The following is a 15,957-nucleotide window of genomic DNA, read 5'->3' as shown; positions in this document are numbered from 1 at the left end:
GCACTTCAGGCGCCGCGGTCGAGCAGCCCGTGGTGCCACGATTCGGCCTGTCGGCGGATGCCGGCGTGGGCCTGCCGGTCGTGATCAGGGCGGTGCTCCTTGCGTGGTCCGTGGGGGCTCCAGTCACCGAGGAACGGGCGCAGATCGTCGGGTCCGGGTTCGGGGTTGTAATCGATGTCAGCTAGCACGCGGGGATTGCGAATGGGGTCGATCCGGTCGGTGGCGGCCCTGCCCCACGCGACCCAGCTGGCGAGGTACCCGCCGACGCCGGTCCGCCCCTCGGCCGCTTGTTCAAGGGCGGTACAGAACGCGCGGATGCCGGCTGCGGTGGTCCACGCCTGGTAGGCGTTGCGGAAGGTGTCCGCGCGGATCTTGTCCGCGGCCTGGACGCGGGCGTCGGCCATCGCGGCGTGCCATCGGGCGAGGGTGGCCTCCTCCTGCCGTCTGCGCTCGGCCGCGGCTTCCTCCTGCCGCCGCCGGTGTTCGGCCTCGGCCTTCTCCCTCGCGGCCTCGGCCGCCCGCCTTTGCTGTTCGTCGGCGGTGACGCCAGCCTCGAACCCTTGGATGATCTGCGCGACGCGCTGTTCCAGACGTACGCGTGCGGTGTCGGTCCAGGTGTCCCGGTTGTCGTGGCCGGCCCGGGCGATCTCCAAGCGGAGCCTGCCGGAGTCGACGACGTCGAACTCCGCGGGTTTCATCCACGGCCGCAGGCGCAGCACCTTCAGCTCCTCGGCGGTGGGTTCGTGCGGGACCTGGTCGCGTTCCTCGGTCAGGGTGACCGTGCGTCGGACCTGCCCGGCCTGGAGGAACACCCGCGGGTGTTTCGCCTTGGTGTTGACCCCGAGCCGGTGCCCACGCCGGGCCGCCTCGCCGGCGAGTTGCCGGATCAGCAGCAACGCCCGGGGCAGTAGGTCCGGGCTGACGGCGATGTTGGTCGGATCGGCTTCGAGAGCGCTGAACGCCAGATGCGGGTCGGTGGTGACACGTCGGGTGTTGAGCCGGATCCGGTTCCAGTCGGTCTCGTCCGGACCGGCATCGGTGTACAGGCGGATGACGATGTCCCCGGCGTCGCGGCCGGTGTGGCGCAGATGGTGACCCGATGGCACAAGTCCCTGCTGCTTGAACGCGTGAATGATCCGGCGGTACCGGGCCCGCGTTCCGCTGTCGGGACTCTCGATACGGACCATGCCGCCCTCGTGCTGTAGGCGGTCGAGCAGGTCGCGAGCCGATCGCAGCAGGTCCGCCGACGAAGCGCCGCCGGTGATGTCGCCGGGTGCCGGCGTCTCGGACCGCGGGAGAGAGGCGCGGTGGTCGGGATGATCGGGATGGTGGCCATGCTCGAGGTAGAAGCGACCGGCGTCGGTCGAGCACGCCCTCCACACCCCTGCCTTGCGTGTCACCGTCACCAGGTTCCGGTCCTGGAGCGCGCGCGCCGACCGGCGGTACTCGACGCCGTCCGGGCCGCTGAGGTCATCGCCGCCGTGGATCCGGCGAAGCAGGTCGAGCTGCCGCTCATTGAGCGAATCCCATCGCTGCACCACCCGACAGTAAGGGGCACGGTGTACTCGAAGGAGCTGAACACGGCGGTAATGTGGCAGCCCGGTCCGGCAAGGCGGCCGAACCGGCCTGCTGCACCTCTTCCTGCGAGGGCAGCACCGCACCTGTGGGGAGCACAAGACCCGCTCATTCAGGGCGGCTGCGTGCTGACTGCCGTCGACCTCGGCCTCCTGGCTCATCGCCGTGTGAAGGCGGAGCGCCGCTGTCATGCGGGGAGCTGCCAGCGGCCGTCGAACGACAGCCGACGTCCCGGACGGAAGCCCTAAAGGCTCTCGTCCCGACCCGGCCTCCTGTCGGTGGCCGGGCGTACCGTGGCCTTGCTGGTGGCCTCAGCTGGCTTCGAGGAACATGAAGGGAAGTGGGCGGATCATGAGTGCGCTACCTGATCTCATCCCGCTGACCGAGGGCGTAGCGATTTTCGGGGGCGGAAACGCGTACTCCTGGTACCGCGACCAGGCGCATCGAGACGGAACTGTATTCATGGGCGGCCAGCGAGTACCGGTAGTCAAGGTGTCCGGCCGATGGATGATCTCCAGTAAAGACGTTGCGCAGGCTGTCGAAGCCGTTCGTCGCGAGAGGACCGAGATCGCCCAACGGACCACCGACTACGAAGCCGGCGTCCTGCACGAAGGGTCGATCGAGCTGACGGGCGGACGCCACTACACCGTCCGGGGATCGTTTCACCTGCTGACGGTTCCGCAGCCCATGGCTCCGGCGGACAGTTGGTGGATCTGCAACACCTGCAGGCGCTCGGCGATGATGCAGCACGATCCAGACAGGGAATGCCACCGCTGTCGGGACTGGAGCCCGTGCTCGAACGACTGCACACTGGTCGGTGTTTCCTGTCCGACATGCGGGACGTCTCTGGCGCTGCAGCCCGCATGACGGTCCTGCGCCACCTGCGACGGGTTCTTTTTCCGCGGCCAGGACATCGCCGTCCTCCACGGCGGCAACATCGCCGTGGAGGAAGCCACCTTCCTGGCCCGCTTCGCCCGCAGCGTCACGGTCATCCACCGCCGCGACACCTTCCGGGCCAGCCGCAGCGTGGCCGACCGGGCGCTGAGCAACGACAACATCCGGGTGGTACGGAACAGCGTCGTCGAGGAGATCCTCGGCCACGACGGTGCCGTCGCCGGAGCCCGGCTGCGGGACGTCCAACACCGGCCAGACCCCGGGTCCTGGACGTCACCGGCGTGTTCGTCGCCATCGGCCACGACTCCCGCAGCGACCTGTTCCGTGGCCTGGTCACCCTCGACGACGACCGCTACGTCACCATCGACTGCCCGGGCACCCGCACCAACCTGCCCGGCGTGTTCGCCGCCGGTGACCTCGTCGGGCACGCCTACCCGCCAGGCCATCACCGCAGCCGATACCGGCTGCGCCGCCGCCCTGGACGCCGAGCGCTACCTCGCCACCCTGTCCTGACTCCCTTCACCCGCCGCCGTCCCTGAGATGGCCGGGCGTTGGTCACCTTCGGGCAAGAGGCGGCCGCCGATCACATCGACCTCGCGGGTTGCCGGTGCGAGATCGACGTCGTTGGCTTGCAGGTGCAGGTTGATCACGTCGAAGCCGTCTCCGGACAAGGTGGCGCGGGCGCCTTGGGCGGCTGCGAGGCATGCGGTGACGACGCCGACGAAGGCGGCGCCGACGGCGGTTCCGGCGAGTTGGACGGATCCGCAGGGATCGCGTTGCTCCAGGTCGGCGAGGGCGGCCGTGGCAGCACGCCGTTGCTGGGGAACGCCCTCCTTCCAACCGAGGACCTGGTCGCTGGGGACCTGAGCGGGGAATCGGCGCAGGAGCAGGGCGTTGAAGTCGGCCGGTCCGACGCCGAGTCCGGCGTCTATGGCGAGCTTCCAGCCGACCTCGGAGATGAGCCTGCGGGGGTCGAGGCTGTCGACGCCGAGCAGCGCGACATGGTGGTCTTCGGTCAGGACGCGGCTGGTGTGATCGAGTCGCCGGTCGAGGATGACGACGTTGTAACCGGCCCGATCGAGGACTGCCGCGGCGAGACGGGTCTTGCGGACCGGGTCCGGCTTCACGGGGGTGAGGAGCCCGGTGCTGTGGTTGGCGTCCACGACTCGCTGGGTGTCTTGCAGGACGATCTCGACCCGGGGCGGGTCGGTGTAGGTGAGCCAGGACATCACCCAGGCGTAGGCCTGGCCGAGGTGACCGAGGCCGACGATCCACCAGGCTGCCGGTGCGTGGGTCAGCTCGGGCCCGTCGGTGCCGGTCCCCGGCTGCCAGAGGTTGACGATGATGGTGCGCCAGCCGGCGTCGCTGCCCGGGCGGTTGCGGATCGCGCCGAAGGCCTCGTGCACACCGAGTGCCCCGGCGGCGATGGCGGCCAGGACGTTGCCCTCGACAGCGTGGCCGGCCCGGGTGTCGGCCGGGTGGACGTGAGCGGTCCAGCCGCTCCATCCGGCCCGAAGCCGGACCCCGCCGTCGGGTGCCGGCAGCGTAGCGTCGCCGAGATAGAGGACCGGCCAGTCCGGCGGGACGTCGGTCAGGTCATCGGCGTGCCGGGCGCCTTCCTGGTCGATCATGTCCGCGATGCTGTACCCGCGGTGCGGTCCGGCGGCCAGTGGCCGATGGCCGTCGGTGATCACGATGACCTGGCCGAACGCGCGAACCGCCGTCGCGACGGCCGTGCACAACGCGGCCTGGCTACGCACGTCCGAGGCCGCGCTGTCCGCGACGATGGCCAGTCCAGTCGCGACGTGCGCGTCGAGCGCCGCGTCGACGGTCGCCTGCGTTCCCTCGTGCACCGCCAGCAGGGCGGTGCGGTTGAAGATGTCGGTGATCGAGGTGGTCATCGTGTCTCCTGACGCTGCTGGCGGAAGCGGAAGCAGGACAGCAGCCGGCGCCACCACGGTGTACGTACAGCAGCCAAGCGCGATTCGGGCACGAGCAGGAGCTCGGCGGCTTGTTCTCCGTAGAAGGAGACCCAGTCGCCGTTCACACGCAGGTGGACCCCGAGCTGGGACACGTCGGTGACGTCGGCCGCGAAGTGCGGGACGATCAGCGCGACGTGGCCGTCCCGGGCGACCATGGGATGCGCGGCGTCGACCCGGCTCTGCTGTACCCGGTGGGCCGGGTGGGTGTGGATGTCGCCAACCACGCGCAGCCTGTCACGGCGGCAGAGGTCCTGCAGAGCGGTGTAGCCGGCGGCGTGGAAGTCGATCCGGCCGGTCAGGCAGTCCGGATCGAGGTCGTCGTAAAACGCGATCGCCGTGACCGGCTGGAGCAGCTCCTCCTCCGGGTGGGCCCGGTCGGTGAGCAGGAACGCGCCGCTCTCGCGGTGTCCCTGCCCCCGCTCGGCGAGCCCGGCGAGCAGGACGTCGAAGAGGTCAGGTTCGATCGTCAGACGGGCGGTCACCGGTCAACGCCCTTCTGGGGCATCGTCGCGCAAGACAGCTCCCGGTGCAGCTCCCGCAGGTAGAACCCGATCGTGCGGTTCGCGTTCCAGCACCGCTCCGGGCGCTCGCTGGCCCAGTTCGAATGACTCGTGATCCCGACTCGGTCGCAGGCCAGGTACGGCGCGTTGTTGTTATCCGGCGACCAGTCCGGGCGAAAGATCTCCGGGTTGCGGCCGGAGACCGGCCACTCGGCCATGGGAAGCGGCGTGTCCGTGTTGATGTCCCAGGGCTGCCCCGCCGGCGCCTGGAGCGGATAGTCCTGGACGTCGAGTCGCATGCCCAGCTCCGCGTCCTCGCCGACCGCGATGATCACCGTCAGGAACGGCCAGGTGAGGTCGACGACGCGCCAGGACCCAGCGTCGACACCGGCCTCGATGTCAGCGGCCTGCAGGTGCCGGCGCAGACGTCGCAGGTTCGGGTCGACGCCGGGCTCGAGCGCCGCCGTCATCCCTGCGGCCGGACCGTGTGGACCAGGTCGACCATGGCGCTGCAGGTGCGCTTCGGGACGATCGTGGTGACCGGGGCGTTCAGGTCAAGGTCCTCGGTGCCGCCCGGGACCCGCAGCACCAGGTCCGCGGCGTCGGCCGCACTGATCTCGAACACCTCGATGGCCCGCTTGCGGACGCGCCGCAGCCGGGTGGAGGGGTGGACCTTCACCACCTTGTCGACACCGGCGTAGCCAACGGTCACCGCGATCTCGCGGCAGGTGGTCTTGGCCAGATGCCCCGGCCGGCCCCCCAGGGCCCCCTCGACGCTCGCCGTCACGTCCAGCTCGGACTCGTCATCAACCAGGAACACCTTCTCGTCCTCCTCCAGGCCGAGAAGGTCGCTGAGGCGGAGATCCGGCTCGACCTCCTGCGTCTGGGCAGCTCCGGCCCCGGCGGCATACACGTGAACACGCATGGCAACTCCCTACTGACTGTGCGGATATGGTCGAGTCGGTTAAGCCCGACTCGCCTGGAGGCGAAGATACCGGAGATAAAAGTCGCGCACAAGGTAAAGATTTTTGGCAGGATGGCGGGGTGCCTCCGCCGCTTGCCAGTCACCGGCTGCGGGATATATTCGGGCGGTGCTCGTGACGGTGGCCGACCCTGACCTCTCGCAGGCCCTCTGCGTCCACGCTCTGCTCGTGGAGACCTGGCGTGACGCAGCCCGCGAGGTCATGACCTTGCTGCAGGTCCTGCACACGGCGGCGCCGACGCTGGCCGACGTCCTCGCGCTCGGCCTGATCGCGTTGGCGGCCTCTCCGGCGACCCGGTCGGCGCTGGTCCTGAGGTACCGCCGGGTTAGCCTCGTCGCGCGAGGTCTGCGTGAGGACGGCAGCGAGGTGCCCTCTGCGCACGATCACCCGCAGGAGGTCGTCCGCCTGGAAGTCCAGCAGATTCACGTGGCCGCGCTCGCGGAGGCCGCTCGATGAGCGACATCACCGAGTTCACGCCCGACTGGTGCATGCATCCGGGTGAGCTGTTGGCCGAGGTGCTCGAAGAGCGGGGCCTGCGCCAGTCCGAGCTTGCCGGACGCACCGGCTTGTCCGCCAAGCACATCAACCAGATCATCAAGAAGTCGGTCGGGATCAGTCCGGACGTCGCCATCCTCCTCGAGCGAGCGCTCGGCACGCCCGCCGACTTCTGGATCCGGGCGGAAGCCAAGTACCAGGAGCACGAGAGCCGCCACAAGGCCGCTGCCGCACTCGACTCCTACCGCGACTGGGCGGCTAAATTCGACCGACCGACCCTCGAACGGCACGGCATCCTCAAGCCGGCCGACTCGGACACCACGGTGGTGGACAAGCTCCTCAAGTTCTTCCAAGTCGCCACACCCGCCGCGTACGAACGGACCTGGGTGCGGCCGTCCGTTTCGTTCCGGCGCAGTCAGGCATTCACCATCGACGAACCGAACACCGCCGTGTGGTTAAGGCTCGTCGAGCTCTCCGCCGACGCCGTGCCCGTTGCGCCGTTCAACCCGCGACTCCTTCGCAAGGCCGCCAAGGCGCTACCAAAACTCACCACCATGACCGTCACGAACGGCTTCATCGCCGCGCGGGCGGCACTCGCCGAAGCCGGCGTCGCGCTTACCTTCGTCCGCGAAATTCAAGGCACCCGCGTCTGCGCCGCCACATGGTGGATAACCGGAGACCGGCCAGCTATCGGCATCACTGCACGACACAAACGCCCCGACAACTTCTGGTTCAACCTCATGCACGAGGTCGGACACGTCGTCCTGCATCCGCGCCGGGAAAGCTACCTCGACCTGGAACCTATCGACCTCGACGACCCGGCAGAGAGCGAAGCCAACGAGTTCGCATCCGGCCTACTCTTTCCCGGTGATGCGAGTGAGCGAATCGTTCGAGCTCGTAGCCACCAAGACCTCATCCTCATCGCTGCCGAACTCGGTGTGGGCGTACCCAGCGTTGCCGGGCGATACGGCAACCTCACCGGAGACTGGAGAACCTTCGGCAGGCTGCGCACGACCATGAGCGAGGACGACATACGAGCCCTCGAAGCCGCAGCGACGCACCCGAGTCGGCCGTAGACGTAGGTGCAACCCGCAAGATTCGGCTCCCGCGTCCTCAAACGGGCTGGGCGGTCACCAGTACCCACCCGAGGCGGCTGCGAACCGGCCTCGCCGTGCAGAACCGGACCGCCCACCCCGACTTCCCCCAATACCTCATCGGACGAGTCGCCTGGGCCGGTCATCACTACCCGGCACGCGCAGCCAAGCGTGCAACGCTGCCGGCCCAAGCACTTGCGACACCGTAGACTGACGCGGCGCGGCAACTTCGCGAAATTTGGCAAGGACGCGTCGAACCGACCGAAGCATGGCCTGAGCAGGACTTACGCCCGCCCTGCTGATCTTCAGCAAGCGAGCACAGCAACGGGCGCGTGCGACCCATTATTGTGAAAACAGAATAGGAACCCGCAGGTCATCAGCCAATGGGTACAGATAGAGCGTCGTCTTAGGAAACCGATGCTCTATCCCCTGAGCTACGAGGGCGCGAGGGCCTAGTCTAGCGACCTGGGGGTTCACCTGGGGTGGCAGGGAGTGGCCCACGTTCACCCACGTTCCCGGGCCGCCGTTCTCCCAGCCCAGGGAGTCTCTACGCGAGTTCGCACAGTGCCACCTCTGCTGATCTTGGTTGTTTGGGCTGGTAGGGAGTCTTGTCGCGGATGCAGGCCCAGAGGACGTTGAGGCGTTGTCTGGACAGGGCGGCGGTGGCTTGGCGGTGGGTCCTTCCTTCGGCTCGTTTCTTGTCGTAGTAGGCGCGGGATCGTGGGCAGTGGGTCAGGGCGGTGAAGCTGGACATGCTGAACACCCGGCGTAGCCCGCGGTGGTAGCGGTGGGGCCGAACCTGATGACCCTGGCGGCGCCCCGAGTCGCGGGAGATCGGCGCGAGCCCGGCGTGCGCGGCGAGTGCCGCGGCGCTGGGGTAGGTGGTCAGGGTGCCGGCGTGGGCGAGGAACTCGGCGGCGAGGGTGGTTCCGATGCCGGGCAGGCTGGTGATGATCTCTCCCAGCTCGTGCTCGGCGACGATACCTGCGATGGTTTCCTCGATGGCGGTGATGCGGTCGCTGACCGCTTCCAGGTCGGTGGCCATCTGCGCCAGGATCCCGCCTGCGGTGGCCTCCCCGGCGACGGCGACGGTCTGTGCCCGAGCGGCGGTGAGGACTTTGGCGGTGAGGGCCTTGGCTGCCCGCACGCCGTGCTGGCGTAGGTAGGCCAGGATGCGGTCCTCACCGGCGCGGCGCAGTCCGGCGGGGGTCTGCCACTGCGCGAGGAGCCGCAGAGCGCCCTTGCTGCGCAGGTTGAGCGTCTTCTCCAGGGCCGGGCTGACCATGGTCAAGAGGTCCTGGATGCGGGCGGTGATGCGGACCCGGTCGGCGACCAGGTCGAGGCGGCGAGAGACGAGCAGCTTCAACTGCTGCTGCACCCTGTCGGCCAAGGTGAGGGTCGGTAGATCGCCGCGCATGCGCAGGGTCTGGGCGATGACGTAGGCGTCGTGGGCATCGGTCTTGCGCTCACCGTGGAACGCCTCCGCCATCCGTGAGGTGACGGTGCCGCTGACGTAGCGAACGTCCGCACCCCGATCGAACAGGACCGCCAGCAGCAGTGACGCCGGTCCGCCGCGGAGGTCGACGGCCCAGCGGATCGGCTTGCGTCGTTTGCCGAGCCGCCCGACGATGCCGGAGATGGCCTGCTGGTCGTTGGGGATCTTCTCGGACAGAACTACGGTGCCGTCGTCGTCGACGACGCACACGTGGTGGTGGGTCTTGCCGACGTCGACGCCGGCCCACAGGCTGCCCATCGGGCATCACCCTTTTCGGTTGTCTGGTCAGGGGCGTGGACCCGCCGCGGTTCAGTAGCCACAACTTCGGAAAGGGCGATCGGTCGCAAGTCTCCATCCAGTGCTGATACAGCGGTTGTCAGCGAGGGCCGGGGCGTCCCACTCCTAGCTGGCCATGACATCGGCAGCACACACCCAGACAGTCACCCGGCCCTCCGGGTCCACCCTCGTGAACGACACGGTTCGATGTCTGGTTGCGGGTCCGGGCGAACGCCCGGAGCCTCCTGCCATTGGCGTCGGCTGTCCGGAGCGTCCCCGATACGCCGCGGTGGCCTCACGACCTTCCCACACTCTGGCGAGGGTCACCGGGCCGCGAACCGTGCGTCAGGTGTCGAGGCCGGCGAGGTTGAGGCGTTCGAGCAGGCTGGGCTTGCGGGCGTGCACCGCCCGTAGCTCGGCCAGCCGCTGTCGGAACGATGTGCTGTCTCCGTCGCGTTCGCCGAGATCGCGTAGGTCGACGAGGAGCTGAACTGCGGTGTCGTACTCGCGGGGTTTCTTCGTGGCGATGAGTTCGTCAACCCGCTGCCATGCGGCGGTTTGGTCGACCGCGAGAGCGTCGAGGTGTCGTTGCCGGGCGGCTGCGGCGGACCGTTCCCGGCGAACCCGCTCGCGTTCGCGCTGGTCGGCGTCCCGTCGTTCCCGTTCGGCGCGCAACTTCGCGGCGGTGGCGAGTAGTCCCCCGGCGGTGCGGGCGGCCGTCGGGGTGGCCGCGTCGGTGGGGTGTGCGTCGCGGTAGCGGCGCAACAGTCGGCTGCGTAGGTGGTTGTCGCCGCCGGTGATCAGGTCGGTCAGGATGGCGTCCTTGTCCCGAGCGGGCAGCCCGACGACCCAGGTGCGTAGTTGCGCAGCGGTCGGTTCACCGGCGGCGGCTGGCGCTGACCCGGCCGCCGCAACCGCGATCAGATCAGAGTCGATGCGTAGGAACTCGGCGACAGCGGTGAGGGGCGCGTCGAGGGTGCCCAGTCCGGCGGGGACGGGCGGTTCGGGCTCGTCGTCGGCGATCTCCTCGGACTGTACGCAGCGCAGCCAGGCCAGGTAGAGCAGGCGCAGGTCGCCGGCGGCGAGGCGGGCCCGGACCGGGATGATCGAGGTGAGCAGACCGTGGCCGTCGAGGTCCCACTCGTCGGTGCCGTCCTCGTCGTCGTGGAGGTCGATGATGATGTGCTCGCCGGCGGTCCACACGGACGCGCTGTCGCCCTGGCAGTAATGGGCGACGGTTGCGGGGTCGAGCAGGTGTTTCGGTAGCCGCAGCATGAGCTGGTGGGTTCCCCAGTTGGCCAGGTACAGGTGGGCGTCGAAGTACCGTTCCATCAGCGTGCGGGGGTTGCCCTTGAAGTTGCCCCACTCGTAGGTGTTGACGAAGCTGGTGGCGGTGATGTCGGCCCGGGTCGACAGCGACCGCAGCTCGGCCCGCTCCCGGCCGGTGAGGGGCCGGTCGACGGCGATGAATTCGTAGTACTGGTACTCGCTCATCGTGGCCTACCTTCCGGCCCAGTGCCGATAGACGTCGATCCAACCGGCGCCGTCCGGCGCGGGGGTGGGTAGCGGCAGATCAAGGAGGTCGATCCTCTGCCGGTGGCGACCTCGGGCGCAGACCGCGACGATGCTGTCAGCGGTCAGGTCGACCTTCCGCACGGTGACCTCGACGCCGAGGACGGTGGTGGTGAACGGCACCGCCAGATGCTCCTTGATCATGGCGAACAGGCCGGTGAGCTGCTCGTCGTCGCCGTACGCGTCGACGGTGGCTTCCTCGATCATCGCCTGCAGCGTGGCGTTGCCCTTCGATGCCATCGGCGAAGGATAGCGGACCGGTCTCGCGGTGCCCGGAGCCTGATGCGCGAGGATGGTCGGCATGGGTTCGGTAGCCGAGTTCGTCGATCTTCGGCGGGAGGTGGAGCGGTTACGGGCGGAGAACGCCCGGCTGGCGCGTCTGCTGGAGCTGCGCGGCCAGGACACGTCTGCGGCGCCGGAGCAGTTGTCCGCGCCGGTTGAGCCGCCGGGGCTGGTCACCATGGCTTCGCCGACTCGGGACAAGCTGGCGATGTTCGTCGACCGGTTCCGGGCACGGGCCGACGTGTACGCCGTGCGGTGGGACAACGTCCGTACCGGTGCCGCCGGTTGGATGCCCGCGGTCGCGGGCGGTTGGCGTAAGGGTATGGACCGGCGGGGTGCCGCCTACCTGCACCGGACGACGGAGGTCGTCGCGGCGCATCTGGTCGGCGACGTGTTCATGGGCCTGTACCCGCTGATGCCCGGCAACACCTGTCATTTCGTCGTGGCCGACTTCGACGGGCCGACGGCGATGCTCGACGCCCTCGCCTACGTGAAAGCGGCACGAGCCAGCGCGGTGCCCGCCGCGATGGAGATCTCCCAGTCAGGCCGCGGCGCCCACGTGTGGATCTTCTTCACCGGCGCTGTTCCCGCGGCCACCGCGCGCGCCGTCGGCACGGTCCTGCTGCGCGAGGCGATGGTGCTGCGCGGGTCGATGGACCTGCGGTCGTACGACCGTCTCTTTCCCAACCAGGACGTCCTGCCCGAGGGTGGCTTCGGCAACCTCATCGCCGCACCGCTGCAGGGCCGCCGCCGCAAGGACGGGCTGACCACGTTTCTCGACCTCGGCACCCTCGAGCCGCACGCGGACCAGTGGGCGTTCCTGTCGACGCTGGACCGGCTCAGCCCCGGCGACGCCGAACACGTCGCCCGGCAGGCCAAGCAAGCCGCCACCGGTGCCGACGTCGCCACGATGAGCCGGTCCGCCGCGACCCAGGTCCACCCTCCGCTCCCTCCGGTGGTCCACGCGGAGGTAGGCGCCGGGCTGAGCATCGACGCCAGACAACTCACCCCCGCCGCGCTGGCGACGTTCAAGCACGCCGCCGCCATGGCCAACCCGAAGTTCTACGAGCTGCAGCGACTCCACAAGTCCACCTGGGACACCCCACGCTTCATCCAGGGCTACGACCTCACCCTCGATGACCGCTTGGTCCTCCCGCGGGGCCTGCGGCACACCATCGCCACGATCGTCGAGCGCGCCGGATCCCGGCTGGCCGTCACGGACGCACGAAACCCCGGGACCGAGATCGACGCCGCGTTCACCGCCGAACTCACCAGCAGGCAGGCCAACGCGGTCGGCGCACTTCTCGCCCACGACGACGGGATCCTGGTCGCCCCACCGGGCTCCGGCAAGACCGTCATGGCCTGCGCCGTGATCGCCGAACGCAACACCTCCACCCTCGTCCTCGTCGACCGCAAAGCCCTCGCTGACCAGTGGCGCACCCGGATCCAACAGTTCCTCGGATTGAGGCCGGGGCAACTCGGTGGCGGCCGACGCAAGCTCACGGGCACGGTGGACATCGCGCTGCTGCCCTCCCTGGCGCGGCGCGACGACGTCGCCGCCCTGACTCAGGGGTACGGGCACGTCATCGTCGACGAATGCCACCACCTCGGCGCCGCCGCGTACGAACACTCGGTCAAACGGATCGCCGCGCAGTTCTGGCTCGGTCTCACCGCCACCCCCACCCGACGCGACGGCCTCGGCCAACTCGTCACCTGGCAACTCGGACCCGTCCGGCACACCCTGACCGACGAGGAACAAGGCACTCTCGCGGCAGCGATGTACACCGACGCCGGACCCCGTCGAGCGCTGTTCATCCACGAGACCATCTTCCAGCCCGGCGACGTCGACCTTGACGCCCCCGGCGCGCTCGCCGAGGTACACCGGCGACTGGCCCTCGACGAGCCCCGCAACACCCAGATCGCCGAAGATGTCGCCGTAGCCCTGACCCGCGGTCGCAACTGTCTCGTCCTGACCCGACGGGTCGCCCAGGTCGGGGCACTCACCGCTCTGCTCGCCGCACGCGGACACCAGGCGCTCGTGCTCCAAGGCGCGATGAGCACCAACGAACGGCGGACCATCGTTCACCGGCTCGACGGCGCCAAGACCGGCGACGGCCTGCTCGTCATCGGCACCACACCGTTCATCGGTGAAGGCTTCGACGCCCCAGCCCTCGACACCCTCTTCCTCGCCGGCCCGATCTCCTACGACGGCCTACTCGTCCAGTGCGCCGGCCGCGTCATCCGCGCCGCACCCGGCAAGGACGTCGCCGAGGTCCACGACTACCACGACCCAGCCACCCCCATCCTCGCCGCCTCACTCCCACGCCGCATGCCCGGATACCGGACACTCGGCTTCACCAGGACATGAACGCATCCCATCGCGATCATCATGACTGGTCCGCCGGCTACAGAGACATGACGTAAGCCAAGCGCGCTGGGCCTAGCCTGGTAGGCTAGCGGTCATGGGCCGGTTCTCCGAGGATGAGTTGCAGGCGGTTGTCTCCCGGTATGAGGCGACGCGGGCCGCCGCGTTGACCGAGCGGGACGAGCAGCTGCGGGCGTTCCACGCGGCCGGGTGGCGGCCGGTGGATCTGCAGCGGGTCACCGGATACAGCCGGGAAACGATCCGTCAGGCACTCCGACCGGAAGTCCGGCGGGCGACAAACATCAACCGGCGCAGGACATCACCCCAGCCACCAGCGGACTACCAGCCCTACGGCGACCGGAAGCCTTATGTGATCGCCGAAACCCTCGCCGCGCTGCACGGCCCCACCAAGGGCATGGTGACGCTTCCGCGTCACCTCGACTGGTCCGGGCACGCCGAGTACGACCTGAACCGGCCCGCACGCCTGGCCAGCATGTACAAGGTAGTGCTCACCGAAGCCAGCACGGTCGAGGATCTGCACGCCTGGCTCGATGCCGGCCTCCTCCGGCGGCTCTGGCCCACCCTCTGGCTGCCACCCCGGCTCCGCCAGCGCTGGGAGGAAGCCTTCCCCGAACTCGCCGCCACCCGCAGCGACGCGGCGTAGCGGTGGACCCCTTCCACGAACGCCTCGCCCGCACCGGGCTCGCGGCGGCCGATCGCTACGGCTTCGCGCTGGCCGGCGGTTACGCGGTTCAGGCCGCCGGGCTTGTCGAGCGGCCCAGTGAGGACGTTGACCTGTTCACCGCGTGGGACCGTCGCGACGAGTTCACCGCCGCGGTCGTCGCCGTCGTGCACGCCTACCGCGGCGACGGCCTGACCGTCGAGACCGAGCGGCAGTACGACACCTTCGCCCGGCTGGCCGTCACCGACGGTGTGCGGGCTTCCAAGGTCGAGCTCGGCGTGGACTGGCGTGCCAACGAACCGATCCTCATGGCGATCGGACCGGTACTGCACCCCGACGACGCGGTCGCGAACAAGATGGAGTCTCTACGCGAGTTCGCACAACGCCATCTCTGCTGATCTTGGTTGTTTGGGCTGGTAGGGGGTCTTGTCGCGGATGCAGGCCCAGAGGACGTTGAGGCGTTGTCTGGACAGGGCGGCGGTGGCTTGGCGGTGGGTCCTTCCTTCAGCTCTCTTTTTGTCGTAGTAGGCGCGGGATCGTGGGCAGTGGGTCAGGGCGGTGAAGCTGGACATGCTGAACACCCGGCGTAGCCCGCGGTGGTAGCGGTGCGGCCGAACCTGGTGACCTTGCCGACGGCCTGAGTCGCGGGAGATCGGCGCGAGCCCGGCGTGCGCGGCGAGCGCCGCGGCACTGGGGTAGGTGGTCAGGGTGCCGGCGTGGGCGAGGAACTCGGCGGCGAGGGTGGTTCCGATGCCGGGCAGGCTGGTGATGATCTCCCCCAGCTCATGCTCGGCGACGATGCCGGCGATGGTTTCCTCGATGGCGACGATGCGGTCGTTGACCGCTTCCAGGTCGGTGGCCATCTGAGCGATGATCCCGGCCGCGGTGGCCTCCCCGGCGACGGCGACGGTCTGCGTGCGCGCGGCGGTGAGGACTTTGGCAGTGAGGGCCTTGGCTGCCCGCACGCCGTGCTGGCGCAGGTAGGCCAGGATGCGGGCTTCGCCGGCACGGCGCAGGCCGGCAGGGGTCTGCCACTGCGCGAGGAGCCGCAGAGCACCTTTGCTACTCAGGTTGAGTGCCTTCTCCAGGGCGGGGCTGATCATGGTGAGCAGGTCCTGGATGCGGGCGGTGATGCGGACCCGGTCGGCGACCAGGTCAAGGCGGCGAGAGACGAGCAGCTTCAACTGCTGCTGCACCCCGTCGGCCACGGTGAGGGTCGGAAGGTCGCCGCGCATGCGCAGGGTCTGGGCGATGACGTAGGCGTCGTGGGCATCGGTCTTGCGCTCACCGTGAAATGCCTCCGCCATCCGTGAGGTGACCGTGCCGCTGACGTAGCGCACGTCCGCACCTCGATCGAACAGGACCGCCAGCAGCAGCGCCGCGGGTCCGCCTCGTAGGTCGACGGCCCAGCGGATCGGCTTGCGGCGCTTGCCGAGCCGCCCGGCGATGCCGGAGATGAATTGTTGATCGTTGGGGATCTTCTCGGACATCACCACGGTGCCGTCGTCGTCGACGACGCACACGTGGTGGTGGGTCTTGCCGACGTCGACGCCGGCCCACAGGCTGCCCATCGGGCATCACCCTTCTCGCTCGTGCTGGTCATGGGGCGTGGACCCGCCGCGGTTCAGTAGCCACAACTTCGGAAAGGGCGATCGGTCGCAAGTCTCCATCCAGTGCTGATACAGCGGTCATCAGCGAGGGCCGGGGCGTCCCACTCCTAGCTGGCCATGACATCGGCGGCACACACCCAGACAGTCACCCG

At 69.0% G+C, this 15,957-nt stretch carries 14 protein-coding genes and 2 pseudogenes; 7 read left to right on the top strand and 9 right to left on the bottom strand.

The window, feature by feature from the left end:
• Positions 1-5: 5 nt before the first annotated feature.
• On the bottom strand, positions 6-1,538 hold the full coding sequence (locus ACFYO8_RS10115; protein WP_387256986.1) for a hypothetical protein: 1,533 nt from the start codon (positions 1,536-1,538) through the stop codon (positions 6-8).
• Positions 1,539-1,926: 388 nt separating this feature from the next.
• On the opposite strand from ACFYO8_RS10115, the gene ACFYO8_RS10110 reads away from it, so the two are divergent.
• Together ACFYO8_RS10110 and ACFYO8_RS10105 are read left to right on the top strand one after the other, a co-directional pair.
• Complete coding sequence (locus ACFYO8_RS10110; RefSeq protein WP_387256985.1) at positions 1,927-2,442, top strand: hypothetical protein; 516 nt, start codon at positions 1,927-1,929, stop codon at positions 2,440-2,442.
• Between the two features lie 3 nt (positions 2,443-2,445).
• A pseudogene (locus ACFYO8_RS10105) lies at positions 2,446-2,982 on the top strand (NAD(P)/FAD-dependent oxidoreductase); the annotation flags it as partial.
• On the opposite strand, the gene ACFYO8_RS10100 reads toward ACFYO8_RS10105, so the two are convergent.
• From ACFYO8_RS10100 to ACFYO8_RS10085, 4 genes are read right to left on the bottom strand one after another with little or no spacing between them, the layout of a single operon-like run.
• Complete coding sequence (locus ACFYO8_RS10100; RefSeq protein ID WP_387256984.1) at positions 2,961-4,370, bottom strand: hypothetical protein; 1,410 nt, start codon at positions 4,368-4,370, stop codon at positions 2,961-2,963. The pseudogene ACFYO8_RS10105 and the gene ACFYO8_RS10100 sit on opposite strands and share 22 nt — an antisense overlap.
• A complete protein-coding gene (locus ACFYO8_RS10095) occupies positions 4,367-4,933 on the bottom strand; it encodes a hypothetical protein (RefSeq protein WP_387256983.1) in 567 nt (188 codons plus the stop codon). Before ACFYO8_RS10095 ends, ACFYO8_RS10100 begins: the two co-directional genes overlap by 4 nt.
• Positions 4,930-5,421 carry a hypothetical protein gene (locus ACFYO8_RS10090; RefSeq protein ID WP_387256982.1) on the bottom strand — a complete coding sequence of 164 codons (492 nt, stop codon included), beginning with the start codon at positions 5,419-5,421 and terminating at the stop codon, positions 4,930-4,932. Before ACFYO8_RS10090 ends, ACFYO8_RS10095 begins: the two co-directional genes overlap by 4 nt.
• The gene (locus ACFYO8_RS10085; RefSeq protein WP_387256981.1) at positions 5,418-5,876 is read right to left on the bottom strand and encodes a hypothetical protein; all 459 of its coding nucleotides are present in this window, start codon (positions 5,874-5,876) and stop codon (positions 5,418-5,420) included. Before ACFYO8_RS10085 ends, ACFYO8_RS10090 begins: the two co-directional genes overlap by 4 nt.
• A gap of 166 nt (positions 5,877-6,042) precedes the next feature.
• Here ACFYO8_RS10085 and ACFYO8_RS10080 point away from each other — a divergent pair, with 166 nt between their 5' ends.
• The gene (locus ACFYO8_RS10080; protein ID WP_387256979.1) at positions 6,043-6,390 is read left to right on the top strand and encodes a hypothetical protein; all 348 of its coding nucleotides are present in this window, start codon (positions 6,043-6,045) and stop codon (positions 6,388-6,390) included.
• Entirely contained in the window at positions 6,387-7,505 is a 1,119-nt protein-coding gene (locus tag ACFYO8_RS10075) for a HigA family addiction module antitoxin (RefSeq protein ID WP_387256978.1), read from the top strand. The genes ACFYO8_RS10080 and ACFYO8_RS10075 overlap by 4 nt, the downstream gene beginning before the upstream one ends.
• A 565-nt stretch (positions 7,506-8,070) precedes the next feature.
• Here ACFYO8_RS10075 and ACFYO8_RS10070 read toward each other — a convergent pair.
• The 3 genes from ACFYO8_RS10070 to ACFYO8_RS10060 form a co-directional block, all read right to left on the bottom strand.
• Positions 8,071-9,276 carry an IS110 family transposase gene (locus tag ACFYO8_RS10070; protein ID WP_387256976.1) on the bottom strand — a complete coding sequence of 402 codons (1,206 nt, stop codon included), beginning with the start codon at positions 9,274-9,276 and terminating at the stop codon, positions 8,071-8,073.
• Between the two features lie 363 nt (positions 9,277-9,639).
• Positions 9,640-10,788: a hypothetical protein gene (locus ACFYO8_RS10065; RefSeq protein WP_387256975.1), complete on the bottom strand. Its 1,149-nt coding sequence runs from the start codon at positions 10,786-10,788 to the stop codon at positions 9,640-9,642.
• 6 nt (positions 10,789-10,794) lie between these two features.
• Positions 10,795-11,106, bottom strand: a complete 312-nt coding sequence (locus ACFYO8_RS10060) for a hypothetical protein (RefSeq protein WP_355049059.1) — start codon at positions 11,104-11,106, stop codon at positions 10,795-10,797.
• Positions 11,107-11,167: 61 nt separating this feature from the next.
• On the opposite strand from ACFYO8_RS10060, the gene ACFYO8_RS10055 reads away from it, so the two are divergent.
• The 3 genes and pseudogenes from ACFYO8_RS10055 to ACFYO8_RS10045 all read left to right on the top strand — a co-directional run.
• Positions 11,168-13,516, top strand: a complete 2,349-nt coding sequence (locus ACFYO8_RS10055) for a DEAD/DEAH box helicase family protein (protein ID WP_387256973.1) — start codon at positions 11,168-11,170, stop codon at positions 13,514-13,516.
• A gap of 94 nt (positions 13,517-13,610) precedes the next feature.
• Positions 13,611-14,177, top strand: coding sequence for a hypothetical protein (locus ACFYO8_RS10050; RefSeq protein WP_355049061.1), 567 nt, complete (start codon positions 13,611-13,613; stop codon positions 14,175-14,177).
• Positions 14,178-14,179: 2 nt separating this feature from the next.
• Positions 14,180-14,578, top strand: a pseudogene (locus ACFYO8_RS10045) (nucleotidyl transferase AbiEii/AbiGii toxin family protein); the annotation flags it as partial.
• Here the strand turns inward: ACFYO8_RS10045 and ACFYO8_RS10040 are convergent.
• Positions 14,561-15,766, bottom strand: a complete 1,206-nt coding sequence (locus ACFYO8_RS10040) for an IS110 family transposase (RefSeq protein WP_387256971.1) — start codon at positions 15,764-15,766, stop codon at positions 14,561-14,563. The pseudogene ACFYO8_RS10045 and the gene ACFYO8_RS10040 sit on opposite strands and share 18 nt — an antisense overlap.
• Positions 15,767-15,957: the final 191 nt, after the last annotated feature.

Origin of the sequence: Micromonospora sp. NPDC005257 (genome assembly GCF_042872445.1) — a bacterium.
GTDB lineage: Bacteria > Actinomycetota > Actinomycetes > Mycobacteriales > Micromonosporaceae > Micromonospora.
Note: the sequence above shows the minus strand (reverse complement) of the source record. Positions and strands in the feature narration are given on the sequence as shown.

Bases quoted from the DNA above. Each gene is read 5' to 3' on its own strand.
- ACFYO8_RS10065 (WP_387256975.1), bottom strand. From the start codon at position 10,788: ATGAGCGAGTACCAGTACTACGAATTCATCGCCGTCGACCGGCCCCTC.
- ACFYO8_RS10075 (WP_387256978.1), top strand. From the start codon at position 6,387: ATGAGCGACATCACCGAGTTCACGCCCGACTGGTGCATGCATCCGGGT.
- ACFYO8_RS10090 (WP_387256982.1), bottom strand. From the start codon at position 5,421: ATGACGGCGGCGCTCGAGCCCGGCGTCGACCCGAACCTGCGACGTCTG.
- ACFYO8_RS10100 (WP_387256984.1), bottom strand. From the start codon at position 4,370: ATGACCACCTCGATCACCGACATCTTCAACCGCACCGCCCTGCTGGCG.
- ACFYO8_RS10085 (WP_387256981.1), bottom strand. From the start codon at position 5,876: ATGCGTGTTCACGTGTATGCCGCCGGGGCCGGAGCTGCCCAGACGCAG.
- ACFYO8_RS10050 (WP_355049061.1), top strand. From the start codon at position 13,611: ATGGGCCGGTTCTCCGAGGATGAGTTGCAGGCGGTTGTCTCCCGGTAT.
- ACFYO8_RS10055 (WP_387256973.1), top strand. From the start codon at position 11,168: ATGGGTTCGGTAGCCGAGTTCGTCGATCTTCGGCGGGAGGTGGAGCGG.
- ACFYO8_RS10110 (WP_387256985.1), top strand. From the start codon at position 1,927: ATGAGTGCGCTACCTGATCTCATCCCGCTGACCGAGGGCGTAGCGATT.
- ACFYO8_RS10040 (WP_387256971.1), bottom strand. From the start codon at position 15,766: ATGGGCAGCCTGTGGGCCGGCGTCGACGTCGGCAAGACCCACCACCAC.
- ACFYO8_RS10070 (WP_387256976.1), bottom strand. From the start codon at position 9,276: ATGGGCAGCCTGTGGGCCGGCGTCGACGTCGGCAAGACCCACCACCAC.
- ACFYO8_RS10060 (WP_355049059.1), bottom strand. From the start codon at position 11,106: ATGGCATCGAAGGGCAACGCCACGCTGCAGGCGATGATCGAGGAAGCC.